Here is a 25,464-nt window from a genome sequence, read left to right as displayed (position 1 = left end):
TTGCGAGATGGATTCGTGGCGGCGCAACCGCCACTGTGGCGTGTCTCGAATTGAACGAGCCCATTGAAGGAACCAATCATGAAGTCATCTGTTGCATTGAGCGTGGGAATCCTCCTGCTAGTCGCCTTCGCTGGTTTCGCGGAAGCAGAAACCCTCAAGGGCAGTCGTCCGAACATCGTGCTGGTCATGACCGACGATCAAGGGATGGGCGATCTTTCCTGTATGGGAAACAAAGTCGTCAAGACGCCGCACATCGACCACTTCTATGAGCAGGCAACGCGTTTTACCGATTTTCAAGTTAGCCCCACATGCGCGCCGACCCGAGCCGCACTGATGAGCGGACGTGCTCCGTTTAAGAACGGCGTCACACACACCATCATGCAGCGAGAGCGGATGGCGCTGAGTACGTTCACGATGCCGCAGGCTTTGCAGAACGCCGGTTACAAAACGGGGATCTTCGGCAAGTGGCACCTGGGTGACGAGGAAGCGTATTTGCCCGGCAGCCGTGGCTTTGACGAAGTCCTGATCCATGGGGCCGGAGGAATCGGACAAGTCCCGCTGGGCGATTTTCCGCCTAATAAAGAAAATGTCTACTTCGACAACGTGCTGCTGCACAACGACACGATTGTCCAGACCAAGGGCTTTTGCACGGATCTGTTTTTTCAATCCGGTTTGGCTTGGATCAAGGAGCAACATCAATCGGGCAATCCCTACTTTGCCTACATCGCACTCAACGCGCCACATGCGCCGCTGGTTGCCCCAGAGAAATACACCGAGCGGTTTTTGGATCTAGGCTGGGACAAGGGAACGGCGGGCCGCTACGGAATGATCGAAAACATCGACGACAATTTCGGTCGCATGATGGAAAAACTTGACCAGTGGGGCGCACTTGATCACACGTTGGTCATTTTCATGACCGACAACGGGGCGACTCATTTGAGCGGCAAGTTGAACGGCAAGAGGGTCAAGCACTTCAACGCCGACCTGAAAGGCGGCAAGAATTCGCCCAACGAAGGCGGTTCGCACGTGCCCGCGTTCTGGTATTGGAAAGGTGTGTTGGGAGAAGGCGTCGACATCGATGCGCTGGCGGCACACATTGATCTGTACCCGACGTTTTGTGACCTGGCGGGCGCGAAGTTGCCTGATGATGCGCAAGAATTTGACGGGCGGTCACTCTTGCCGTTGTTGAAAGATCCCAAGGCCGAGTGGGCCGACCGCGAACTGTTCTTCCATTGTGGTCGTTGGCCGACTGGTGATCAGGATAAGTTCAAGTTCCAAAAGTGCGCGGTGCGGACCGATCGCTGGCGTTTCGTCAACAACGAACAGCTCTACGACATTTCTGCCGATCCGGGTGAGACGACGGATGTTGCCGACTCGCATTCTGACGTCGTCGGCAATTTGCGCATGTCCTACGACGCTTGGTGGGCGTCCGTGACTCCGCTGTTGGTCAACGAAAACCTGCCCAGGGTCAAGCCGGCGGAACAGCCGTTGGCGATCCGCTACCACAAACAACTCGAACAAAAAGGGATCCCTGAATGGGCGCCGGAAGGAATCTGATCGCGATGCAAGTCTCCCCGATCCCGAAATGTTTCATCATTGAATCGGCGTCAGCGGGATGTGAACGTTGAAGGAATGCGTCTTCTGTTTGGTTTCTTCAGCGGCACAGAACAGCACCTTCGGCACGCCGTTTTCCAACCAAAGTTGCGGACGTTCCAGTCGATGGAACGATTGTTCGCTGCCATCAGCCCATGTCACTTTTCGTTGCAACACCCATGGATGAGACGCGACGGACCAATCGAGTCCGTCGTTTGAGGTGAACAACGCCAATGAGTCTTCGCCGGTTTGGTTGAAATGGCCGTTGTGATCGTTGACGATGGCCCAACACTGCTGGCCGTCGAACCAAACATACGGATCTTCGGCCGGAAACTTGACGCCCGGTGCAGTGAACAGCGGTTTCAGCTGTTTCGTGAACGGCCCGGTGGGCGAGTCAGAGGTTGCAGCCAGATGCACGACGGGACCGCCGAAGGGTAACCGACCCTTCTTGCCGACCGCTTTGTAGATCAGGACGTAGGTGCCATCGGCTCGTCGCAGGATCGACGGATTGCTGGTCATCAGTGCATCCGGTGCGTCCGATGATTCGCTGATGTCGATAACGGGTTGGTCGAACCGCTTCCACGGGCCGCTGAGGTTGTCCGCCACCGCAACACCAATGCGTTGGTGGTTGCGGTGAATCGAATTCAGCTTTGCGGTCGCATTGCCGTCACCGAAATTTCCCATGTAATAAAGATAGTATTTGCCATCGAACTGATGCACCGTCGGGTTGTGGGTACACATGCCGTCCCAGTACTGGGAGCCTCGTGGCGGCAAGGCGACATCGACGTGCGTGTACGGCCCCAGCGGATCGTCGGCAACGGCATGAGCGATCTCGCTGTGCGTGACCCAAGCGTTGTGGCCCAGTTCACGCGGCCAGCGGCTGTAAAGCAAGTGACATTTTCCGTCAGCATCGCGAGCCATGCTGCCGCCCCAGATGTAGTAGTCGGGATCAATGAATTTGGCCGAAGCCGGTACCGGCTGAACCAACGCCTTGAAGTTGAGACTTGGCTGTTCGGCGGAGACTTGACCGCTTTGGCGGATGCGTAGGTATTCGTTTCTCAGTTGCTCGACCCGCTGAGCATGTGCAGGATCATCGACTTTGTTCCCTGCTGGATGCTCGGTCGGGTTTTTATCCAAGTTGAACAACGCGATCGGTTCAAATTTCGATAGCTGATGATCGCTTTGCAGGATCAGTTTCCAACCCTCTTTGCGGAACATCACTTCGTTTTTGCTGCCAGCCTGCATCGCCAGGTAGTCGCGAGGCTGAAAATCATCCTGTCCCAGCAGGAGCGGTAGCAGGTTCAGCGAATCCATTGCCTGTCCGTCAGGGATTTTCGTTCCAACCAACGCCGCAAGCGTCGCAACGAGATCCTGGTTGACCGCCAACTCGTCGGTGATGCCCGGATTGATGTGCCCTGGCCAAACGGCAAAGAACGGAACGCGATGCCCACCTTCTAGCGGTGAGTTCTTGTTGCCGTTCCATCCGCCGTTGGAAAAGTGACCCTGCTTGCCCGCCGCACCGTCGCTGAGACCGCCGTTGTCCGACGTCACCACGATCAGCGTGTTCTGCAACTCTCCAGAAGCGTCCAGCGCATCGACGATTCGCTTCACTTGCATGTCCAAGTCGAGAATCATGTCCAAGTGACGTGTCGGCGTTTCGCCTTTGATCGGTTTCCCATCAAATTCGTCCGGTGGGCAGTGCGGAAGATGCACCATCGGCGAGCAATAGTACAGAAAGAACGGATCGTCACCGGCAGCGGAATGTTTGATGAAGTCGGCCGCTTTGGCCGACAGCAGCTTGCCGATTTCGCGTGTGTCCCAGTTTGAATCACCGAGCCCCGGCCCCTTGTCGCTGATGCTTTTGGGGTCGATCGCGTTCTCCTCGCTGAGGAAAACGATGTGTGAATCGTCAGCCAAGGGACTCCAAACCTGGTTTTCGTACAGCAGGTAAATCGGCCCCTGGATTCCGCAGGGCGTGGTGAAGTCATAATCGAACCCGCAGTCTTTCGGGCCGCCCGAAATCAGACGTGTCATGTCGACCTTGCCGGTCAAGTCGCCATTCTTTTTGCCGCGGTAGATCTCCTCGCTTCCGGGAACATAAAAGTCGCCGCCAAGGTGCCACTTGCCGACGAATCCGGTTTGATAGCCGGCATCACGCACGACCGTGCCCAGCGTCGCGTGCCCTTGCTTGAACGCGGACTGACCAAACGTGCTCCAGACACCCCACGGAGCGTAGGAACGATAGTTGTTGTTGCCGCTCATCACCGCGTAACGAGTCGGAGCACACAATGCGGTCGCCGAGTGGCCGTCAGTGAACCAAAGCGATCGCGCGGCGAGCGCATCGAGCGTCGGGGTTTCAACGATAGGCTTCTGTTTTTGGATGGAGCGCACATGAAAGCTGACATCGCCCAGACCCAGATCGTCCGCCATGATGACGACGATATTAGGACGCTCGGCCGCACGAGACGGAATCGCTGATGCGACGACGCAAGCGGCGAGAATGGCTAAGAATCTGGTCATGGTCTAATCTCCGAATAACGGTTGCCGCTCGACATGCACAAAATACGCGCCGCGTACGACACCTGCTTGGCTGGTCAGCCAGGTTTGCAACGTCGCCGGTCCTTGCGGCAGGTCCAGCGTGAACGTCACGGACGTCTCATTGCCGTCGAGCTTCTTTTCAAGTTCCTGGTTTCCGATCTTCAGCCGCGCCTTGGTCGCCCGCATTGCCTGAGGGGCATCATCGGGGAACCTGGATAGCCGAATCGAATACCGGCCAGCTTGCACCACGTTGACAGCCCAAAAACCGTTGATGGCGAGTGCGTCATCGCTGAGTTGCTCTTGTTTCCAAATCACCCTTCCTTCGGTCGGATGCCAGTCGCGCACCGTGAATCGAGTGGGATTCTCTTCCGCCGCGCCGAGCTGAAACCGTGTGTAGGACGGGCCGTTTGGAAAGACATCGTTGAAATGGTCTTCGTAACGCGACCAGAGTTTTTCGACGATGTCCATGTGCTGCGCCGCCACGTTGTTTTGCTGCCCCGGATCGTCGATGACGTGAAAGAGTTCGCCGTCGACCAAACGCCATTTTTCGGTGAGTACTGCATAGTGCGGGAATCGGTTTCCAGATTCGGACAATTGCCTGAGCGTAGGGCGATCTTGCTGTCGATCGATGAACAGAGTGCGATCCGGCCAGTCGTCAGCATCTCCATCCATCAGCGGGCCGAGACTTTGTCCGTCGAAGTGGATGTCGCCAGAAACGTTCAGATCACACCACTCGATCAAGGTTGGAAGCCAGTCCCGACAAGAGGTGAGTTGTTCGATCTGCCGTCCCGCATCCAGTCGAGCAGGCCAACGCGCAAAGCAGGCGACTCGATGCCCGCCCTCGTAAACCGAGCCTTTCTTGCCGCGCATTCCTGCATTGAACCCGTCATCCGGCCCACGGCCGCTCGCACCAGCTGCCGTGCCATTGTCGCCCATGAAAATGACAATGGTATTCTCCGCCAGCTTTCGTTCATCCAGCCGGCCCAGCAATCGCCCCAGGTTCTGATCGAAATTGATGATCTGGCCAAAAAACTTGGCTCGCGCAACAGAATGTCCTTGGGCGACGAACGGAGCGGAATATTCGTCGGCGACCGTGTGCGGACTGTGCATCGCATTTAAAGGCAGATAAACAAAAAACGGCTTGTCGGAGGCTTGGTCAATGAACCGTTGGCACTCTTCGAAAAACACATCGGTACAGTAGCCTTCGATTTTCTGCGGCACTCCGTTTCGATAGTAAGTGTCGTCGAAATAGTCGTTGCCGATGGGATTGCCGATCTCATCAATGCCGCCGGCGAGATGACGCAGCACCTTCTGAAAGCCGCGGAATCTTGGCGCATACGGCCAAGCGTCACCGAGGTGCCACTTGCCGATCATTGCCGTCCGGTAACCCGCATCGGAAAACACTTGAGCCATCGTCACTTCGTCCGGCCCGAGCAATTGTCGGCCCTGGGTGACCGTCCAGGCTCCGACGCGAGACGAATAGCGTCCTGTCATCAGCGCCGCGCGGGTGGGGGTGCAAACAGGATCAACGTGATAGTCCTCCAGGCGAACACTCTCGGCGGCCAGTCGGTCCAGGTTGGGCGTTCGCAGCCAGGGATTCCCGTGACACGACATATCGCCGTACCCCTGGTCATCGGTGACGATCAGAATCACGTTGGGTCGATCGCTCGCCCCAGACGTCGTCGTCAGGCAGACGGTGATCAGCACGACAAGGTTGATGATAAATTTCATTCTCTTCACTGGCTTGACTCGTTAGCGATTTTCCGCGAACGTCTATTCACATCGACTATTTGCGTGATTCCTGTTTTGAAATCATTGGCAACGCGATTCGGCCATCGTTGGCGTCCGGAGCGTAGTTGCTGATGTGCACTTTGTCTCCCCCATGCTTCGTCCAAACGACTTCCACTCGACCGTCGCCGAGCACGATGTCTTGCAGTTTGGTGCGCAACGCATCGAGCACCGGGCGATAACGTGGATCAAAAGCAACGTTGTGAATTTCATCCGGATCATTGCGAAGATCGAAGAGCGTCGGTTCGATGTCCTTTAACTTCGCGTTCACCGCCCATCTAAAATCTTTCCCCGCAGTGGCCACGGTCATCGTGTGACCGGCTCGGGGACGTGTCTTCATGGCAAATTTGTAATCTTTGGTTCGGATGACGGCGCGTGGACCGATCACCCAAGTCGGTTCCGCGATGAGGGTGCATTCCCATTTAGTTGACGCAAAAATCACGTTAATCGTCGGCCGAAAGGAGTTGTTGGTCAGTGGCTTCAACTTTGCAGCTCATTGGACGAGGCTCCCAGTGCCAACTGTCGCTTGCCTGGGTGCGACGGAATTCGGCCAGCTCGCCGATTGATTCATCCCAACGATTAGGAATCAGATGAGCGCGAACTTGAAGCATCTGCTCCGCGTTTTCGCTTTTCCAAAACATTGCATTGCTCTTTAGACGCAAATTGATCACGCGGCGAATGCTGCTTTCGATCGCCCCGCTACCACAAGGGATTCCGCTGCGACGATAGGCAGGGTAACTCAACCGACCCGCTTCACCATGTCGGCAAAGGTAATGGATTTCTGTTTCCAGTTCTGTGGCCGATTTTCCGACGCGTTCTAGGCCGGCGAGCTCATCAACCACTCGCCGCCATTGACCGTTTCGCAGCAGCGTTCGGTACTGACGATAAAGCCCCTGGCGGACGTCTGCGTCGAGCCCAAGCGAAGCAAGCGCTTTGGAAACGTGATGCACCGCATGGCAGCAGTCCAAGACCTGATGCGTGACGACGCTCGTGAGTCCCGCATATTGAATGATGCGATCAATACGATCCCAAATCCAGGGGGCGCCATCGGCGACGAACGTCACGCTATGTGCCTCCGCGGCTCCGAGCCGATGCAGATGCATCGCAACCAATTCGGCGATCGCGTCGGGCCCAGTCAGGGTGCCATCGATCGTCGCTTCATGCTCCTTCACCATCCGCCCCTGCTCGTCGTGAACAAAAATCGTCATCAGTTTAGGCTCCCGCCAGTCCGCTTCAAACGAGCGTGCAGGTTTCTTTGCCGAGCGTCCGGGCGAGTCAGCTTGCCCCTGAGCGACATCATCGCTTGACGCATTGGAAGTCGATGCAGGTAGCATTTTGCCGCGTATTTTCATTCTTCCGCCATCAATTTGCACCGACACTCGTTTCCCGGCCAATTCACCGGTGCTCGCCAACTTGCCCTGCCGAAACAGTTTGAGCCGATGCCGTCGTAGGCGCAATAAGCCGTCGCCAGATTGATAGGCGATCCGTTTGACCGCCTTGATATCAAGTGTGATACCATCGCGAACCAGTTCTCGGTGAGCCACTTCGATCGAAGGACACAATGCCACTTGGCGTGCCACGCGACTCTCCAGCGCGGGCGAGACGCCTTTGCCGAACCCGAATTGAGCAAGCGAAACATGCAAGCCGACGCGGGGCGAATCGTCTCGACCAAGCAACTTTTTCTTAGGGGCACAGTAGAGCGCTGTGGCCCAGAACAGCATGCCGCCGAGCAATCGAACGGCGACCCTAGTCTCGCGCCCTTTCTGAAGCGGTCTTGAGAAGTTGACCCGACTCGATTGGCATGCTTTTTCAAAACCTTTTTCGATCATGGTCGCGGAGATCAGCCCGGCGACGACCATGTCCGCACCGCGGGCAAAGGCATCATGGATGGTTCTTTCCAGCGTTGCGAGTTGCTCGGGATGATCTGAGATCCGTTGTTTCCAGAGCGTAACTTTGGGAACCAACTGAGCGTAAAAGAGCGCGAGCATTTCTTCAGCCGACTCAATCCGCTCACCATTCTCTTGCCCCATGTCTAGTCCTTGCATTGTCGTCGGCATCCTTGCTAGGCGAGTGGAAAATCATCCTTGAATCGCCCAAGATACCGTCAACACCGGATCCAGAAACAGCAGCCAAGCCCCCGACGGGTTGCTAGCAAAAACGTCAACTAAATGGGAATGCACCCCCGCGATGATGTAGTCGCGAGGCGGCAATACACCAGCGGCGGTCTTGGCTAGGTCACGTCCGTCGAGATATTGGTACTCGGGCGTGTGAATGTCGATGCCGGCTGCGGACAGAAACGTCGGAGCCATGTCGACGAAGCAGGTAAAGTCTTCAACCACCTTGCCCGCCGGAAACCTCGCTTTGTCCGATGAAACGACAATGATCGGATTATGCAGGTCGATGTCGTAGTGCGAGAACTTGCTGACCATTCCGTGCTCGTTCAGTCGCCAGCCGTGGTCTCCGCAGACATACAAAATCAGCCACGGACGGTGCTGCTTGTTCGAGAACTCGATAAAACCATCCACCGCCTCGCCGACCAGCGAATCGCCATAGGCGCAGAACGCGTAATAGTCCACGATCATTTGGTGCTTTTCGGCATCGGTGAAATGATCGCTCTGCGAATTGTTGTACAGCCTCTTCAGTTGCGGCGGGAACGCGGCGAATTCTTCTGAAGTGAATTCTGGGATGTCATACTTCAGCTTCTGAAACTTCTCGCGAAAGTCGGCCGGCGGCAGCACAGGAGTGTGCGGGAACTCAAAGCCGACATACGCAAACAGTGGCTTGTCAGGCGCCGGTCCGTTTTGCTGTCGGTCGAGCATGTCGGTGTAGCGCTCGCCTGAATGTTCGAGATGATCCAACAGCGCCCTGGTGAAATTTCCGTCGCGAGTTCTTTCACCCGTTTGTGGGTTCACGCCGCCGAGGATACTGCCGCTCTGCTTGTCTTCGTCTCCCGGCATGTAGTGACGCAGAAGCCCGAGCCGCTTCTGAATCTCCGCGCGATCATTTGGCGTCGAGTCTGCAAACTCGGGCCAAATCAATTGATCGCCGCCGGGGAAGTAGAACGTTTCATTCTTTGGCCCCGGTTTGCCATCGACCCATTTCGATTCCTTGTTCCAGTCAACCAGTCCCTCGGCTGCGAACTCTTTTCGATAGCCCAGATTGGTTTGATAAAGCGGTGGCTTGGTTCCTCCCTTTTGGTTGGAAAAATGCTGAGCACGGATGCCGAGCTTGCCGACGGCCAGCGTTTGGTAGCCGGCTTTGTCACGCAAGATCTCGGGCACCATCGGACGCCAATGCGCTTGTCCGGTTGGGTTGTAATACTCGAATCCATAGACACCCGTGCGGTGCGAATACCGCCCCGTGTGCATCAACGTCCGCGACGGTGCACAGCCGGGATTCTGGTTGAAGGTGTTGATGAACGTCGTGCCCATCTTGGCCAGCCGATCGATGTTCGGCGAAAGCACCTTTCCCAATGGGCTGTTCGCCGTGCCGTGACGCATCTGATTGAACGCCACAATGGAATCGACTCTTTGATCGTCGGTGACAACCCACAGAATATTGGGTTGCGAATGCTGTGAGCCGCGACGCGTGAGCGGCCGGGCATCATCGGATTCGCGAATTCCCGAGGCCCGTGGGCTTACGCCCAGCGGCTCACTGTTCTCTCTGCCAACGCCCCGCGGTTCGTCGGACTTCAGCTGCCGAACCACCAAGTTGTCGAACTCGATTGATTGACCGTTGACGGTGAACCCGAATTTTGTTTTTGTCGGATGGGCAAAGCCGGGTGACTTCAGGCTGGTGATCAGTGCATCATCGAGAAACGCCTTCATCACATCGCCACGAATTCGGACCCGCAGTCGATGCCATTCGTTTTGCTTGATCGCGACCTTTGCCGACGATCGAGTTTGATTCAGCAACGTTTGCAAGGCGGCCTTGGCTTCGTCGGACAGATTCTTGTCCTGACGTTGCTTGCGAACCTCCAGGTTCATCGCCCCCGTTTTGTCATCACCGATCATCAAGGAATTTGCAAAGACCGATGCGCGACAAATGTGGCCGGCGTGAACCGATTTCTCGTTGGCGTCGTCAATCACCAAGTTGAAGCTTGTGCCGCCGGTGAATCGGAAGTCGAATTGGATGTCGACATCGTCGAACTCCAACTCGGTGCGAATCACTGCGCCGTGGTCGTCCTTGGTCTGCTTCCCGACCAGCACGCCATCGATGACACTCCACGAATCATCGTGACCGCGTGCTGTCGTGTACTGATCGCCGATTGCATCGCGGCCCTCGTAGTCGTCTTCAAAGGTCGTCGTCCACGATTGGGTTGGTGAGCCGTGACGCGTGAGCGGCCGGGCATCATCGGATTCGCGAATTCCCGCGGCCCGTGGCCTTACGGCCAGCGGCTCACTCCCGATGTCAGAGCCGGTGGCATGCTTCCCATGTGTTTTCTGATCGAAGCGAGGCAAGACTGCCAACAGTTTGTCACGCGGGGCGCGATGTTCGTCAGACACCGTCGTCCAGTCTTTGATCTCGGGGAAGCTGATCAGATCATCAGGCGTTTGTTCCACGTCCCACCATTTGCCACGGCCATCTCGCATGACTTTGCTGCCACGAATGATCTGCTCGTTGTCCTTGTATCCGTACAGCCACTCGCGGTGTTGTTGCTGGTCACCAAAGAGAAACGGAACCAGGCTCTTTCCGTTTACTTCGTAATCAGCCGGCAGTGTCGCGCCGGTCAGTTCGGCGATCGTCGGCAAGAAGTCTGACAGGTTGACCAGAACGTCTTGCTCGCCACGCTTCGTCATACCGGGTGCCGAAATGATACACGGTACGTGGGTGCCCTTTTCGCGGTCCGTGCTGTTCTTGCCGTATCCGCTGGTCCCGTTGTCCGCACAAAAGATGAAGATGGTGTTGTCCGCGATGCCGAGTTCTTCGAGCTTGTTCTGATAAAGCCACACCTGATAATCGAGATAGTTGACGTGATGGTGAATGCCTGGCGGTGTCACCGTGCCGTGCGTGTCATAGTCGCCGACATCCCCTGTGATGTTCGGCTGCGTGCGTGTGTATTTCTCGCCGTCCCAAGACACACTGGGAGTCCCCGGCCACTTGCTTTTCGAGTCGGGATTCAACCAATCGAATGCATCGTGTCCAAGGTGCGACGTGTGATAAACGAAGAAGGGTTCGCCTTCGGATGCGCGCTGGTCCATGAAGTCAAAAACAAAGTCCAGTTCGACGTCAGGACCATAGGTCTCGACGCCAAACTGCGCTTTCGATTCATCGGTATTCGGCCACCATTGAAAGTCTTTCGCATCGTGGTTCATCAAGCGAACATGCGGGTACCAGTACCAGCCGTGTTGTTGGTAAGTGTCGACAGGTTGGTTGGTGTCGGCGTTTCGCAAAACCTTCTCGCCGCTGGACTTATCAATCACCAACTTGAAGTCCGTGAATGGGTTGTCGGTGTCAGAAAGATTTCCCGGCGTGAAGCATCCCTGATCAAACCCGAAACGATTCAGGTCACCAGCCATTTGAGTCTTGCCCGACCAATAGGTTTTGTAACCTGCCTGCTGAGCGACATGACCAATCTGCGTAGGCGAACTCAAGTACAAGGGCCACGTTGATTCCTTGCCGCTTTCGTCGATGTAGCGGCCTTTCGACTTGTTGCCCCACCATTTGTGCAGGTGTGCGTAACGTCCGGTCATCATCATGGCTCGACTGGGCGAACAGACGACCGACGCCCACGCCGTTTTGATCCAGCAGCCTTCGTTGGCAAGTTGATCGAGTACTGGAGTAAACGCACGAAGATCAGGATCGCTCGTATTGCCTCCCGTGGGCGGACTCCACACCGACGATCCGTAAATTGGCAGCTCGCGCGCACTGATGTCGTCGGCAAAAACGATGATGATGTTTGGGCGATCAGCGGCGACGAGGCTCGGGCAAAGAATCGCCGCGAGAAGGAAGGTGCCGGTGAGCTTGATGATGGGCTGCATGAAAAATGCTTCGTTGGGTGAGTAAAAAGGGTCAGGAGCGAATGTCGTTGTCCATGCGGTTTTTGGTGTTTCGCACCTGGGAAATCTTCTCCACAGAATGAGAAAAAGGGTCAGGAGCGAATGGCACGGGCATTTGGCTAAACGCCTACCGGTAGTTGGCTCAGGACTTTGCTAGCCCTGCATGTAGTGCCAGCAAAAGCCAATTGCTTTTCTTATGCCAAAGTAGGTTGATCCAATGACAAATCCCCGTTGGAATCGAGGTGCTTCAACTACTCGCCCAACGAGGATTCATCATGAATGATCAGTCTAACGACTCCGCATTTACCGTGCAAAGCAAAGTCGGCCGAGCTTCGTCACTGGTGATCGACCTGCTTCTACCACACGCCAAAGTCCATGAGATTTGTGCCGAGATTGGGCACAAATTTAACGAGTCCCCGTACACTCCGATGGTTGTGGTGTGGATGTTCATCTCTCAAGTCCTTTCCAAAAATCACAACTGCCAGCAGGCCGTTATCAAACTCAACTCATGGCGTATCGTTCAAGGGTTGAAGCGGGTAAGTAGTGAGACGACTTCGTATTGCAAGGCACGACTCAAGTTGCCTGAAGCATTGTTTACCAAACTATTGAATTGGACATCGCAATGTTGCGAAGAGTCGAGCAACGAATCTTGGCTGTTCCGTGGGCGGATCGTTGAAATGGTTGACGGTTGGACGGTCACGATGGCTGATACCGCCAAGAACCAAGCGGAGTATCCTCAGCCTAAAAGTCAGAAGCCTGGGTGCGGTTTCCCGATGGCACGGATGATTGGTCTCTTTTCGTTGGTGACAGGCGCGGTGAACTCCGTCGCGTTGGGGCAGTACTCAGGAAAGCAAACGGGAGAGACATCATTGCTTCGACGGGTCTTACACCGCATTTCGCCAGGCAATATCCTGTTGGCTGACCGGTACTACGCAAGCTTTTGGTTTCTTGCACTGAGCAAAACTAATGGAATTGATCTCGTCGCTCGCGCCCACCATCGTCGTAAGATTGATTTTCGCAAAGGTCTTAAGCTTGGCTATCTTGATCAACTGATTGCCTACCACAAGCCCGCTCGGCCATCGTGGATGAGCAAGGATGAGTACGATGTGATTCCAGCGATCATCGTTGTCCGTCACTTGAGATACAAGGTTGAGCAAAAAGGATTCCGCACGCGCGAGATCACATTGGCGACAACGCTTCTTAACGCCAACGTATACACGGCGGAAGAGCTTGCTGATCTCTACCGAAAACGGTGGCAGGTTGAGTTGCACATCCGCAGCCTGAAAACTCAGATGCAAATGGAACACTTGCGTTGCAAAAGTCCGGCAATGATTCGCAAAGAAATCCACTGCCACATGATCGGATACAACTTAGTTCGAATGGCGATGCTTGCCTCGGCTTTGCGGTTTAACCTCCTGCCAAGTCAGATAAGTTTCACCGGCACCATGGAAGCGATTGAAGAGTTTGCTGCAAGTTTGCGTGACCAAACGGACCATCGAACGGCACTATGGGAGAACCTATTAATAACTGTCGCAGAAATCACAGTTGGAGACCGACCTGGTCGTCAAGAAAAACGCGAACTCAAACGCAGGCAGAAAAACTACAAGCTGATGAAAACGCCACGCGACCCTAACCGAAACCGTTACGCCACTGCGGCTTAGGTCAAATGCCCGTGCCATTCGGGTCAGGAGCCTATTTGGCAGTTTGGGGCAACTTGCGTGGTCGGCCGCGTTTGCGGAGGGTCGACTCGAGGTTGTATTTCCGGGCCGTCGTTTCGACCCACCCGGGCTCGCCGAAGGGCTGACTGCGCGCGATCGCTCGTTGCAGTCGCTCCCGTTCTTTCTCGCTCACAGGTTCGTTGACCCGTTTGATCCATCCGGGCAACCGCGGTAGCGGCCAACGGGCAAGCTTCACCCCGCAGTGTCCGCCGCTCCAATTGTACAGACTCCCGAATCGCCAGTCTTCGGCTGCGGTGACCAAGCCGGCCGCGAATGCGTTTCGCTCGACGTACCGGCAGACGACCAAGAAGTGCTCATCGCTCTGGATGGGGAAACTCTTAAACCGGCCTTGGTAGAGGTGGCCGTTTCCGGTGGTGTGATAGTGGGCGTGGTAACGCGCCGTGTGCGTCATCGTCACCCAATACATCAGTCGGCTCATCGCACCATCTTCGCGCGGCGAGAGCACCATGTGCCAATGATTGGGCATCCACTGATACGCGATCAAATCGACCGGATACTTCGCCAACCCTTCATCAAGGACGCGTTCAAGGGCGACGTAGTCTTCATCTTTGTGAAAGATCGTTTGCCGACCATTGCCGCGATTGAGTGCGTGATAGATCTCACCGGCAACATCCGCCCGGGGTGGTCTTGGCATGTTCGGGCCCCTCCAAGTTTCCAAAGGAAGGCCGAAAGCTACCACCTCATCTTTGCCCGTAACAGTTTAGTTGAATGACCTGGGGGACGGTGGTGTCGGACCATCGCTCGAACTGGGCATCGTCGAAGGATTGGATTCAGCTCTCCCCGCAGTCTGTCATTGGGCTTGCCGATTGGTTTGCCATCAGCGCAGCATTCAACGTCGTTTCACCGGAATCGTCCAGCGAACGTGACTACAGGTGAGTCGCTCGGCTGAGAATTTCGCTCGCTGCTTCTCCCGGAGTCGCAGCTTGTCTCTTCCTATGAAGAGGCGACACGATCGCCTGCACCGGCGTAGCCGCTACGCCGGTGCATAAAGCGAACGCAGTACTTCGTCCGGAGGCCGCGTGAAAAGACCGTAGTAGATGTCGCTGGCACGGTGCCCATGACGCCGCGCTGTCTCTGCAACGCTCATCAGATCTGCCATCCGCTCACCACCTTCCCGACTTCGGCTGCCGAAGCAGATCTTGCGCAACACGACTAATGGGCGAATAGCACGTTCTGCAAGGTTGTTCGTCGGCGAAACTCGTGGGTCGTCGATGAACACCAACCACTCTGAGAGGTGACGAAGAATTCGCCCTTGAAGTTGGATCGCTTTTTCGTCTTCGACATCAGTCAACGAAAGGCGTTCCAATTCGTTTCGCAGCCACAAGATCTCAGACTCAAGTGCAGCTCCTTTTAGCTTACCGGCTTTTCGTCGGCGGTGGAGGCGAGTACCGCGTTGGACGAATTGCTTGACATCTTCGAAGAACTGATAGTCGGCTGATTCCGGAGCAACGAGCTTTTGCCAATCACGCGAGGTTCGAGCAAGATGTGCCAAACATTTTTGCTTCGCGCCAGCGACCTGAGCATTGTAGCCACCGTAGCAGTCCGTTACCAAAGTGCCGCAAAAGTCAGGGCCAAGAACGTCGCGTGAAACGAACCCCGCACGCGTCGTTTCAAAAGTGAAATGGATGAACTGTTCGTTGCCGTGTACCCAAAAGTAGGCGCGATCGCCGTCTAAGGTCCAGTAGGTTTCATCCGCATAGACTGGCCCGTCAGTGCTGGCAAGCTTCTTGGCGATATCGTCGACAACCGGTTCGGCAAGCTTCGCAAGAGCCTTTTCGAAACCGATCAGTGCTGCCGCTGTGAACGTGATTCCAAATAACTCTTCAATCGCTCGTGGGACCTTGCGGTAGGTAATGCCAATGACATTGCGGAGATAGATCGCCTTGCTGCGCAACCCTGGTCCTATGCGACTTCCCAGAACCTCTCCCGGACCAGCTTTTTGCACAAGCGTATCACAGGCGATGCATTTGGCGACCACATGACGATAGAGCACGACGCGGAACTGTCCATCAACAATATCTTCCTGCAGGTGCTCCAATGGATCGGCATCCAACAAAATGACTTGGCGACTCGCGCAGCAGGGGCAGACTCGAGGAGCCTTGACATCAATGTCCCAATCGTACTCTTGGGGAGTCTTTCGAAACCATCCTGGATGACCTACCGGGGCGCCGCGTTTAGCTTTGCGACCCGAATCATCTTGGTTGGCCTCTTGCAATTCCGGTTTCGCATCGTCGTCAGACTGCTCATTGGTTGCAAACTTGTTCTGCCGCTCAATCTTCAATTCAAGTTTGACGCGTTCCAGTTGCTCTTGGAGGCTGACGACGTCGCTGAGCAATTCGCTATTGCGCGTTTCGAGCAATCGAATCTGGCGAAGCGATGATTCTCGGGTGCCCTCGCTTTGATTGGCTGCCATCGCAACAGAAATCGCCGAGGCGCCACCAAGATGCGGGCAATTCCCTACATTGGGGCAAGCGTGCTCGTGGTTGGGATAGATTGGAATAGACATTTCGCGGCAATCCTCGATTGCCACCAATTTATCCCGCCGCCCCAAAATCGACCAATAGCAGTTCCAAGAGGACTAAACTGTTACGAGTCTGCGACGCACGTTTTTTCATTCAATGGAATAGCGTTCTTCGCTGGCGTCGGGATCATCGAATCTGCCTTGGCGCACCGTCATACCGACACGGCCGGCCCAATCGACTTGCTCGATCCAAGGTTGCAACTTGCTCGCGAGCACTCCAGCGTCCGGGCAAGAGAGGAACAGGCGATACTGTCGATCCGTCAACTCATGGCCTTCTAATCTTCCAGCGTAGTGCCCCAGCTTCTCTTCAGCCAAAAGGAACTGATCTAGTCCTCAATCAAGCGAACACTGGATGATGAAAATCTGAAAAAACTCGAAACCCTCGGCGTTTTGCGGGTGTATTGGAGGTAACTACAACTTCAACGCACTCACTCAGCAGAGGATTTCGAGTGAACGACAATTTACGCCGTCGATTTCAGCGCCGCAAGCGAGTTCTTTTGCAACGTATCGATAAGAAGAAGGGCAAGACGCATACGCCCATGATTCGCCCTTTGCGGGCGAAGTACGAACTGGCCAATAAAGTTGAGGCGATCTCCTGCGGTGGAATCGGCATGATCATGCAGCTTGTCCAGCAACTCGGATTGCGAAAGCACATCAACCAGTCCGCGCCAGTGTTTAAGCTTCACGCGCCGTACGACGAAGCCGACCACGTGCTCAATATTGCCCTGAATCTATTGGCCGGGGGGACCTGCCTCGAACATTTAGAGCATCGCCGCACCGACCAGGCGTACCTGGATGCACTCGGCGCAGAACGGATTCCCGATCCGACAACCGCTGGTGACTTCTGCCGCCGTTTTGATGGTTTCAAGCTACTGCTCTTGATGCAGGGAATTAACGCGGCACGCAAGAAGGTTTGGAAGCAACAATCCGATGCGTTCTTCGAGCAGGCCACGATTGAAGCCGATGGTACGATGGTTGAGACTTGCGGTGAAAAGAAGGAGGGCGTCGGAATCAACTACAAAGGTCAGTGGGGATACCATCCACTGGTTGTAACGCTCGCGGAAACCAAAGAGTTGCTGTATCTGGCCAACCGCAGCGGCAATCGTCCCAGCGGTGAAGGCTCATCGTTCTACTTCGACAGGGCGATCGAATTGTGTCGCAGTGCCGGGTTTCGAAAGATCCTGTTGCGTGGTGACACAGACTTTTCGTCAACTCAACATCTCGATCGATGGGACGCGCAGGGCGTCCGTTTTGTGTTTGGTTATGACGCCAACAAAACACTGACTGCAATTGCCGATTCCCTCGACGAATCGGCATGGAAACCGCTCCGGCGGCAAAGATCGACTTCGAAAAATCCGCGTGCAAAACGTCCGAATTACAAAGAGCAAATCGTCGTAGAAAATGGCTACGAGAACAAAAAACTGCGTGCTGAAAGCTACGCTGAGTTTCCGTATCAGCCCGGCAACTGCAAGCGTCCCTACCGGATGGTTGCTGTTCGCAAAAACATCGACGTCACGACCGGACAGCAATTCCTGTTCAGCACCGAAAAGTACTTCTTCTACATCAGCAATGAACCAAAGCAAGAAAAGCAGTCGCGTGAATTGATCGGAGACGGCAATCATCGCTGCGATCAGGAAAACACGATTAGCCAGCTCAAGGCGAGTCACGCATTGACCGCGCCACTGGATTCACTGGAAAGCAATTGGGCGTACATGTTGTTCGCTTCTCTTGCCTGGACGCTGAAGCTTTGGAGTGGACTGATGGTCCGCGTCAAAGGGAATCCGGGTCAGAAGAAGGCGAGGAAGCGGCTCCGTGACCGCGTGATCAAAATGGAGTTTTCGACGTTCCTGACATCGTTGATCCAGATCCCGGCCCAAGTCATCCGCTCATCGCGTCAGTTGAAGTTGCGGATTCTGACATACCGTCTCGGCGTCGAAAATTTGTTCACGCTCAGTGACCATATTGCGATGCCGCTTCGAACGTGACACGTCGCAACCAACGAAGCCGGAGTCCGGACGCTCCGGTACCGCCGCTAACGCCTAACCCGAGAAACGAAACATTGAGCACCATACATTGCGAAATTTTTGATAAGGAGCAGTGCTCCCGCGTGCCCCGCTGCGCCTCGGAAATCTACAGCCGTCATCCAAAATCAACGCCCGCGTTCGCTTGATTGAGGTCTAGTTCGTCCAGTAAGCCCTTCAAGTGCTTCCTCTCTGTAGCGGACGGCTTGTCCGCCTTGGTTTCGAGAATAAACAACACACTCTCTCTTGCCAGAAGCTTCCCTGAGACCGTTTTCTGGTTACGATTCTCTTTAGTGCTCTGCGGCCAAACCGGCTGAAGATCAAAACCGTTCAGTCCGTGATCGGTGACACGCTGCGCGAAGACGTCGGTGACCAGAATGACTGCCGGATCCTCGGCGAGCCGGAAGATCGACTGTCCTCGCAGTTTCTCAGGGGAAAAAGCGTATCGTTCGACTTCCAGTGCCGTCGCATCCTTTCCAGGCATCCAGTCGATCTTCGATTTCTTACGATCGAGGGCGTCCGTCAGTTTTGTGGTGACGTTGTAGGCAAAGTAACATTGCCCCTCGAAATCAACAGGTAACAGTTCACCATTTTCCTCGAGCAGGTCCCTAATCGCTTCAACGGCGCGACCACTGAACGCTGGAATCGATAAGGCAATGCAGGGGAAATCATTGAACGGCCGTACGCGGCCCACGACAGTACGAGGTTTCCAATCTTTCGCCAGGGACCGTGGTTTCCACGAAAGTTTGTCTGAATCGACAGGATCGAAGTCATCTTCGGGGAAGTCTTCCCCGAACGACGAGGTTTCCTGATCAGCGAACGCGAATCCTTCATACAGCGGGTGATCGAGAATTTTATCCAGTTTGTAGACAGTCATTGGCATTAAACGAAGTCACCTCGCTCAATCTCTTTCCACAGTTTTCCCAATGCAGCCTTCACCTGAGTCTGAGACTTTGCCTTACTAAGTAGTTGATCCATTCGTCGAAAATAGGCGTCCGTGTGTGTACCTGCGTATTGGTTCAGCGTGAATTGGAGTCGATCGTGATCGCTGTTATTCAGGAGTGGAAGCAAAGTGGGGCTCATGTTGAAGTGAGCCCCCGTTTCAAACGTCAAACAGTGGGATCCAAAACCGAATAGGCGATGGATCCAGGATGGAAGGTTTTTCGCATTATGGAAACATCGAAGGGAAGAGTAGCGGCATCCCAAGACGCCGCCGCCCTTCGACGTTTCACTTGGCACGGCGCTCGAGTTGGTCCTCACCAGAGCTCTATCCTCCGACCAAGCGGTTGCATTTTATCTCGCGCTCACAATGACCGCAATCAAGCAGCGGCCTGCTGAAGTCGCTTTCGACGTTGCTCACGTGCAGTTTCTAACTTGCGGTCGCGTGAAGCGAAGACTTCCGTTTCCGCTCCGGCGAGTTTCGTGTGCGGTGTCACGTACCCGATGGCACTGTGAAGACGCACTTCGTTGTAGTGCCTGACATACTCCGTCACGATTGAACGTGCGTCGTCAAGCGATTCAATGTACTTCTCGCGGATGCAATCGCTTTTGATCGTGCGGTGGTAACGCTCGATCTTGCCATTGCTTTGCGGGTAATAGGGCGACGTTTTCACGTGTGTCATTCCGGCAATCCGAATGAATTCCTTGAAGTCACGCGATATGAACTGGGGGGCGTTGTCGGTGATGACCCGAGGTTTCACTTTGGGGTGTTTTTCCCTTGCTCGCTCAAGAATCACTTCGATGTCGACCTCTTCCATTTTCTCGCGAATCTCCCAGTGAACAATACTGCGCGAACAGCCATCCAGCACGCTGCACATGAAGTAGAACGTTCCACCGATGTTCAAGTAACTCACGTCCACATGCCAGTGATCGTGAGGTTTCGAGGGCTGACCGAAGCCAGTGCCCTTCTTGGACTTCTTGCCATTAAACCTGTCCATCACGCCGGCTTCTCGCAGGACGCGGTAGACGCTTGATGGGCTTACGGCAACGACATCAGCATCGAGCATCATGAACGCCAACCGTCGATAACCTTCCAGAGGGTTGGCGTGATGGAACTTGAGAATCGCTTGCTTTTCCCAGTCTTCCATCCAGAAGTCGCGGGGAATGGCACCGTTGTGCTCGTTCACTTTGCCGTATCGTTTCTTCCAGTCAAAGTACTTACTTTGCGAAATGCCGATCCATTTCACGATCTGCTTGGCGGGCGTCTCAGCCCGGCTGGACCAGTACTTGATGTAGTCGACGATGGAGTCTCGCGTGTCATGGGGAACCCACGCTCCAGTTAGGGCTCCCCAAGTTCTTTTTTTAGCTGAACGTGCTCCTGGAGAAGTTCAGCAACGACTTCGTTTTTCAACAAGATTTTGGCCTCAAGCGCCTCGATCTTTTTGTCTTTGCGGTCGTCCGTCTTGCGTTTCCGGGCGGGCCTGGCAAACGCGGCTTCGGCGTTTTCAAAGAGCTGTTTCTGCCACTGATAGACCTGAGTGGGTTGCAGCCCAAGTTCGTCGCAAAGGTCAGAAACGGGGATTTTGTCGACCAAGTATCGCTTCACGACAGCGGCTTTTTCTTGGGCGGTGAACGTGCGTCGAGATCGTGTCATCGAAATGTCCTCCTTCGGACAATAGAATAACTCGATCAGGAGCAAACTCCAGATTCAGCTGAGGCAAAACAGTTCATTGTGTGAGTTTGTTTAGCACCCTCCGTTTTCTAATTTTTTGGTTCTTGCCGACGGTGGCTCTTGCGGATACAAAGTTGTGTGTTGACGCGTAGAAGTCGCTCCGCAACGGGGTTTGAAATATGGGGTTATGTTTCCGCGATCGGCTCGGGTCGGTCAGACAGATTTTCCGGGAATGCATCAATCGTCCTGGATTGGCTTTCGCGGCTACGTTCTCGCACCTTGTTTTTATAGGTGTCGTCGCGCTGGGAGTGGAGAATCAAGCGAGTCAAGTCCAGGCGATAGATTTTGTACCGCCTCCGAACACCAAGAAACTTTCAGCGATCGATATCGATCTTGCCAAAACGGATTCGAGAAAGATCTCGGTTGGCAAAGTCGAAGAATCCAAACTGGCCGTGTTCGCGCTGCCAATCAAGAATGCTTCGGACCAGGAGATCGTGATTGACGGAATCGAAACAAGTTGCGGGTGTTTATCGCCGGTTATCACCGACCTCAAGATTCCGAGCGCAGAATCAGCAACCCTCTATCTGCGGTTTGTCCCAGACGACGATGGCAAGTTTGTAAAGACCGTGACGCTTCGATTGCAATCCTCAAAGCGACTCGTCCTGCGAGTTGTCGGGTCCGTGAATCCTCGGTTCTCGTTGGAACCGAACGGAAGCATCGCGATCCTTCCAAAAAAAGGAATGCCCATCAGCGTTACTGCAAATTTTGGTTCAAAGCTTTTCACGGCGAACTTCGCACATCCCAGCCTGTCACTGACTCGCGTGAACGATTCGAAGGTTCCGAACACCTTTCTCGTCGAGTTTTCAAAGGATGCAAAGGCACCAATTCCCTTTGAAATCTCTGCCACGCTCGAAGTCACCGCCGATGGAAAAACCTTCTCGTATCCGTACAAGGTATACAATTTGGAGGGCATACGGATTCGCCCGGAGCGCCTTGTTCCCAATGTGAGGGGAGACTCACTCCAGGGAACTGTCATCATAACGTCGATTCAACAAAAAGACGGGCTGTTTACGTGTGATACGATCGACAAAGGGGTCGACGTTGAGCTTGTTCGCCGGATGGACATGAGCGATCTTATATGTGCGTATACATACAAGATTACCGGCGACCTGAAGAACCGTGACAAAGTGCTCATCCGCTGGAAAAACGCCAAAGGCAAGCAAATGGCCATCTCCACGGTATATGTAGATCCATACGCAAGATCGAATGTCTTAACGAAATGAATGGTGTGCGAATACTCCACTTTTCTCCTAAAAGAGGGTGCAAAAATGTCAATGCGAGTGACGCTAATCGCGGTAGTTTTGGTGCTTGGTGTGCAGTCGTTGGCATTCGCCAACTGCTACGAATTCACCCAGCAGACTGAATAATGTCAAACCGGCACGAATTCCAACTGCACCAACAAGAATTGTATCCAAGATCCCCTCGATCCCACCAAGCACATTTGTTTATGGCCTGAGCACGTCTACGTCTCCAATCCCGCTTGGGACGGTGTACAGGGTGCGCCTTCAGGATATCCTTTAGCCCAGGACTATGAGTACATCTGCGCTCACATTGGCGTGTGCGGTTGTACGAACTACTACGGTCAACAATAGTGCTACAATCGGGTGCATTCCCATTTTGTTGACGCAAAAATCACGTTAATCGTCGGCCGAAATGAGTTGTTGGTCAGTGGCTTCAACTTTGCAGCTCATTGGACGAGGCTCCCAGTGCCAACTGTCGCTTGCCTGGGTGCGACGGAATTCGGCCAGCTCGCCGATTGATTCATCCCAACGATCAGGAATCAGATGAGCGCGAACTTGAAGCATCTGCTCCGCGTTTTCGCTTTTCCAAAACATTGCATTGCTCTTCAGACGCAAATTGATCACGCGGCGAATGCTGCTTTCGATCGCCCCGCTACCACAAGGGATTCCGCTGCGACGATAGGCAGGGTAACTCAACCGACCCGCTTCACCATGTCGGCAAAGGTAATGGATTTCTGTTTCCAGTTCTGTGGCCGATTTTCCGACGCGTTCTAGGCCGGCGAGCTCATCAACCACTCGCCGCCATTGACCGTTTCGCAGCAGCGTTCGGTACTGACGATAAAGCCCCTGGCGGACGTCTGCGTCGAGCCCAAGCGAAGCAATCGCTTTGGAAACGTGATGCACCGCATGGCAGCAGTCCAAGACCTGATGCGTGACGACGCTCGTTAGTCCCGCATATTGAATGATGCGATCAATACGATCCCAAATCCAGGGGGCGCCATCGGCGACGAACGTCACGCTATGTGCCTCCGCGGCTCCGAGCCGATGCAGATGCATCGCAACCAATTCGGCGATCGCGTCGGGCCCAGTCAGGGTGCCGTCGATCGTCGCTTCATGCTCCTTCACCATCCGCCCCTGCTCGTCGTGAACAAAAATCGTCATCAGTTTAGGCTCCCGCCAGTCCGCTTCAAACGAGCGTGCAGGTTTCTTTGCCGAGCGCCCGGGCGAGTCAGCTTGCCCCTGAGCGACATCATCGCTTGACGCATTGGAAGTCGATGCAGTTAGCATTTTGCCGCGTATTTTCATTCTTCCGCCATCAATTTGCACCGACACTCGTTTCCCGGCCAATTCACCGGTGCTCGCCAACTTGCCCTGCCGAAACAGTTTGAGCCGATGCCGTCGTAGTCGCAATAAGCCGTCGCCAGATTGATAGGCGATCCGTTTGACCGCCTTGATATCAAGTGTGATACCATCGCGAACCAGTTCTCGGTGAGCCACTTCGATCGAAGGACACAATGCCACTTGGCGTGCCACGCGACTCTCCAGCGCGGGCGAGACGCCTTTGCCGAACCCGAATTGAGCAAGCGAAACATGCAAGCCGACGCGGGGCGAATCGTCTCGACCAAGCAACTTTTTCTTAGGGGCACAGTAGAGCGCTGTGGCCCAGAACAGCATGCCGCCGAGCAAACGAACGGCGACCCTAGTCTCGCGCCCTTTCTGAAGCGGTCTTGAGAAGTTGACCCGACTCGATTGGCATGCCTTTTCAAAACCTTTTTCGATCATGGTCGCGGAGATCAGCCCGGCGACGACCATGTCCGCACCGCGGGCAAAGGCATCATGGATGGTTCTTTCCAGCGTTGCGAGTTGCTCGGGATGATCTGAGATCCGTTGTTTCCAGAGCGTAACTTTGGGAACCAACTGAGCGTAAAAGAGCGCGAGCATTTCTTCGGCCGACTCAATCCGTTCACCATTCTCTTGCCCCATGTCTAGTCCTTGCATTGTCGTCGGCATCCTTGCTAGGCGAGTGGAAAATCATCCTTGAATCGCCCAAGATACCGTCAGCACCGGACCCAGGAACAGCAGCCGAGCCCCCGACGGGTTGCTAGCAAAAGCGTCAACTAAATGGGAATGCACCCGCTACAATCCCCAGACGGTACCAATAAAGGAGACCGTGCGAGTTCTTGACACGAGTAATGGTTGTCCGTAGGCAAAACATGGCAACTGAAGTTCATCGTTGGGCAGTCCTTGTCCTCACGGTTGGGATTCTGTCGACGTGTTCGCACGCACAAGGGACAGGGATACTAAATCGCCCTGATCCCAAGGAGAAAGCCTTTTCAAGTCTAGCCGACTTACAGCTCGCGTTTTCGGATTTGCCTACCGATCGAGTGGTTGTTGTGCGACAGTTTCGAATGACCTTGGCCGAACAGAGGGGGCTCGAAGAAGAGGAGATCAACATCTCTGCGTATTCGACGAAATCGGAGGATTTTCTTTTTGCAACAAAAAAGTCGTCATCCCCGATTGGCGGTTTGTCGGACGGTGGGAGTTGGGAGCAGGTGCTCCAAAGAAATTCCAGGCGCTATCATAGGCTTGGAGTAAAGAGTACGGGTCCGGGTGTATCAATGTCAGATGAGGCGGTCGATACTAAACGCGAAGATTCGACCATCCCCTATCTTTGGCCGCGTTTCGAACCATATTTCTTGCCGGTTTCCGGGCATCCGGACCGATACTTCGGTGATGTGGACAAACGATATGTCTCGTTCTTGTTGAGGCATATCGACCTGGATGACGCCGAATGGATGAAGGACGGATCTCTTCTGAGCAGATGGACGCTGTACAAGCAAAGAATGGAGATCATCTTCCATCCGAAAGTCAATTTCCTGCCAGTTAGAATTCTACGATTTTTGCCAGTCAAGACTCAAAGTGGGGCGCAAGCAAGGCAGATGATAATGGATCAGGAAATACTCTGGGAGGAGTTCCCGGGTCACGCCGACGGCGATGTGCTGGTACCGACGCGTTTCCACGGAATATCGTTTAACGGATCAGAAAGTACGGAGATCGACGCGTATCTCGTGTGGCGGGATCCTACGGATGGGCAAGTGCCTGAAGCAGCGGACACTGATTGGCTCGAAAGCATTCGTTCGCAGTTCGACGAAGACTGGGAGTTGACATTCGATGAATGGAGAGAGATACACGCGCGTAAGTCGGCAAGAGTTCAAACGCGTTAGCTACAATCGCACTCTGCATACCCCATGAAATGCGCTGTGCGGCTAATGAACATTCGGCGGACTCAGCTCCAAACGCCAATGCGGTGAAAATCTTTTGACAGTGGTCGCTGACACCGAACGCAATTCCGT

The 25,464-nt window shown here is 54.5% G+C and carries 17 protein-coding genes; 5 read left to right on the top strand and 12 right to left on the bottom strand.

Annotated elements, in window-relative coordinates:
• Positions 1-78: 78 nt before the first annotated feature.
• Positions 79-1,557: an arylsulfatase gene (locus tag Enr13x_RS34930; protein WP_145391560.1), complete on the top strand. Its 1,479-nt coding sequence runs from the start codon at positions 79-81 to the stop codon at positions 1,555-1,557.
• A gap of 36 nt (positions 1,558-1,593) precedes the next feature.
• Here the strand turns inward: Enr13x_RS34930 and Enr13x_RS34925 are convergent, their stop codons facing one another.
• The 5 genes from Enr13x_RS34925 to Enr13x_RS38630 all read right to left on the bottom strand — a co-directional run bounded on the left by Enr13x_RS34925 (position 1,594) and on the right by Enr13x_RS38630 (position 11,900).
• The gene (locus Enr13x_RS34925; RefSeq protein WP_145391558.1) at positions 1,594-4,113 is read right to left on the bottom strand and encodes a sulfatase-like hydrolase/transferase; all 2,520 of its coding nucleotides are present in this window, start codon (positions 4,111-4,113) and stop codon (positions 1,594-1,596) included.
• Between the two features lie 3 nt (positions 4,114-4,116).
• Positions 4,117-5,862 carry an arylsulfatase gene (locus Enr13x_RS34920; RefSeq protein ID WP_145391556.1) on the bottom strand — a complete coding sequence of 582 codons (1,746 nt, stop codon included), beginning with the start codon at positions 5,860-5,862 and terminating at the stop codon, positions 4,117-4,119.
• A gap of 55 nt (positions 5,863-5,917) precedes the next feature.
• Positions 5,918-6,259 carry a hypothetical protein gene (locus Enr13x_RS34915; RefSeq protein ID WP_145391554.1) on the bottom strand — a complete coding sequence of 114 codons (342 nt, stop codon included), beginning with the start codon at positions 6,257-6,259 and terminating at the stop codon, positions 5,918-5,920.
• Between the two features lie 103 nt (positions 6,260-6,362).
• Entirely contained in the window at positions 6,363-7,949 is a 1,587-nt protein-coding gene (locus tag Enr13x_RS34910) for a hypothetical protein (protein WP_145385934.1), read from the bottom strand.
• A 48-nt stretch (positions 7,950-7,997) separates the two neighbouring features.
• A complete protein-coding gene (locus Enr13x_RS38630; protein ID WP_197455588.1) occupies positions 7,998-11,900 on the bottom strand; it encodes a sulfatase-like hydrolase/transferase in 3,903 nt (1,300 codons plus the stop codon).
• Positions 11,901-12,193: 293 nt separating this feature from the next.
• Between Enr13x_RS38630 and Enr13x_RS34900 the strand changes: the two genes are divergently transcribed.
• On the top strand, positions 12,194-13,579 hold the full coding sequence (locus Enr13x_RS34900) for an IS4 family transposase (protein ID WP_145391552.1): 1,386 nt from the start codon (positions 12,194-12,196) through the stop codon (positions 13,577-13,579).
• A 31-nt stretch (positions 13,580-13,610) separates the two neighbouring features.
• Here Enr13x_RS34900 and Enr13x_RS34895 read toward each other — a convergent pair whose 3' ends face one another.
• From Enr13x_RS34895 to Enr13x_RS38625, 3 genes are all read right to left on the bottom strand, one after another.
• Entirely contained in the window at positions 13,611-14,291 is a 681-nt protein-coding gene (locus Enr13x_RS34895) for a transposase (protein WP_145391550.1), read from the bottom strand.
• Between the two features lie 339 nt (positions 14,292-14,630).
• Entirely contained in the window at positions 14,631-16,016 is a 1,386-nt protein-coding gene (gene tnpC / locus Enr13x_RS34890) for an IS66 family transposase (RefSeq protein WP_197455587.1), read from the bottom strand.
• A gap of 252 nt (positions 16,017-16,268) precedes the next feature.
• Positions 16,269-16,493 carry a hypothetical protein gene (locus Enr13x_RS38625; RefSeq protein WP_197455586.1) on the bottom strand — a complete coding sequence of 75 codons (225 nt, stop codon included), beginning with the start codon at positions 16,491-16,493 and terminating at the stop codon, positions 16,269-16,271.
• 224 nt (positions 16,494-16,717) lie between these two features.
• On the opposite strand from Enr13x_RS38625, the gene Enr13x_RS34885 reads away from it, so the two are divergent.
• Positions 16,718-18,163, top strand: a complete 1,446-nt coding sequence (locus tag Enr13x_RS34885) for an IS1380 family transposase (RefSeq protein WP_145385855.1) — start codon at positions 16,718-16,720, stop codon at positions 18,161-18,163.
• A 154-nt stretch (positions 18,164-18,317) separates the two neighbouring features.
• On the opposite strand, the gene Enr13x_RS34880 is transcribed toward Enr13x_RS34885, so the two are convergent.
• From Enr13x_RS34880 to Enr13x_RS34870, 3 genes are all read right to left on the bottom strand, one after another.
• Positions 18,318-19,076 carry an imm11 family protein gene (locus tag Enr13x_RS34880; RefSeq protein ID WP_145391546.1) on the bottom strand — a complete coding sequence of 253 codons (759 nt, stop codon included), beginning with the start codon at positions 19,074-19,076 and terminating at the stop codon, positions 18,318-18,320.
• 442 nt (positions 19,077-19,518) lie between these two features.
• Positions 19,519-20,430, bottom strand: a complete 912-nt coding sequence (locus Enr13x_RS34875; protein ID WP_145391544.1) for an IS3 family transposase — start codon at positions 20,428-20,430, stop codon at positions 19,519-19,521.
• Positions 20,431-20,477: 47 nt separating this feature from the next.
• Entirely contained in the window at positions 20,478-20,792 is a 315-nt protein-coding gene (locus tag Enr13x_RS34870) for a transposase (RefSeq protein ID WP_145391542.1), read from the bottom strand.
• 269 nt (positions 20,793-21,061) lie between these two features.
• Here Enr13x_RS34870 and Enr13x_RS34865 point away from each other — a divergent pair, with 269 nt between their 5' ends.
• Positions 21,062-22,093 (top strand): DUF1573 domain-containing protein, encoded by a 1,032-nt coding sequence (locus tag Enr13x_RS34865; RefSeq protein WP_197455584.1) that lies wholly within the window; start codon positions 21,062-21,064, stop codon positions 22,091-22,093.
• A 414-nt stretch (positions 22,094-22,507) separates the two neighbouring features.
• Here the strand turns inward: Enr13x_RS34865 and Enr13x_RS34860 are convergent, their stop codons facing one another.
• The gene (locus tag Enr13x_RS34860) at positions 22,508-24,094 is read right to left on the bottom strand and encodes a hypothetical protein (RefSeq protein WP_145384871.1); all 1,587 of its coding nucleotides are present in this window, start codon (positions 24,092-24,094) and stop codon (positions 22,508-22,510) included.
• A gap of 425 nt (positions 24,095-24,519) precedes the next feature.
• On the opposite strand from Enr13x_RS34860, the gene Enr13x_RS34855 reads away from it, so the two are divergent.
• Positions 24,520-25,335, top strand: coding sequence for a hypothetical protein (locus Enr13x_RS34855; RefSeq protein WP_197455583.1), 816 nt, complete (start codon positions 24,520-24,522; stop codon positions 25,333-25,335).
• Positions 25,336-25,464 lie beyond the last annotated feature (129 nt).

It is taken from the genome of Stieleria neptunia, from assembly GCF_007754155.1.
GTDB classification, from domain to species: Bacteria; Planctomycetota; Planctomycetia; order Pirellulales; family Pirellulaceae; genus Stieleria; species Stieleria neptunia.
Note: the sequence above shows the minus strand (reverse complement) of the source record. Positions and strands in the feature narration are given on the sequence as shown.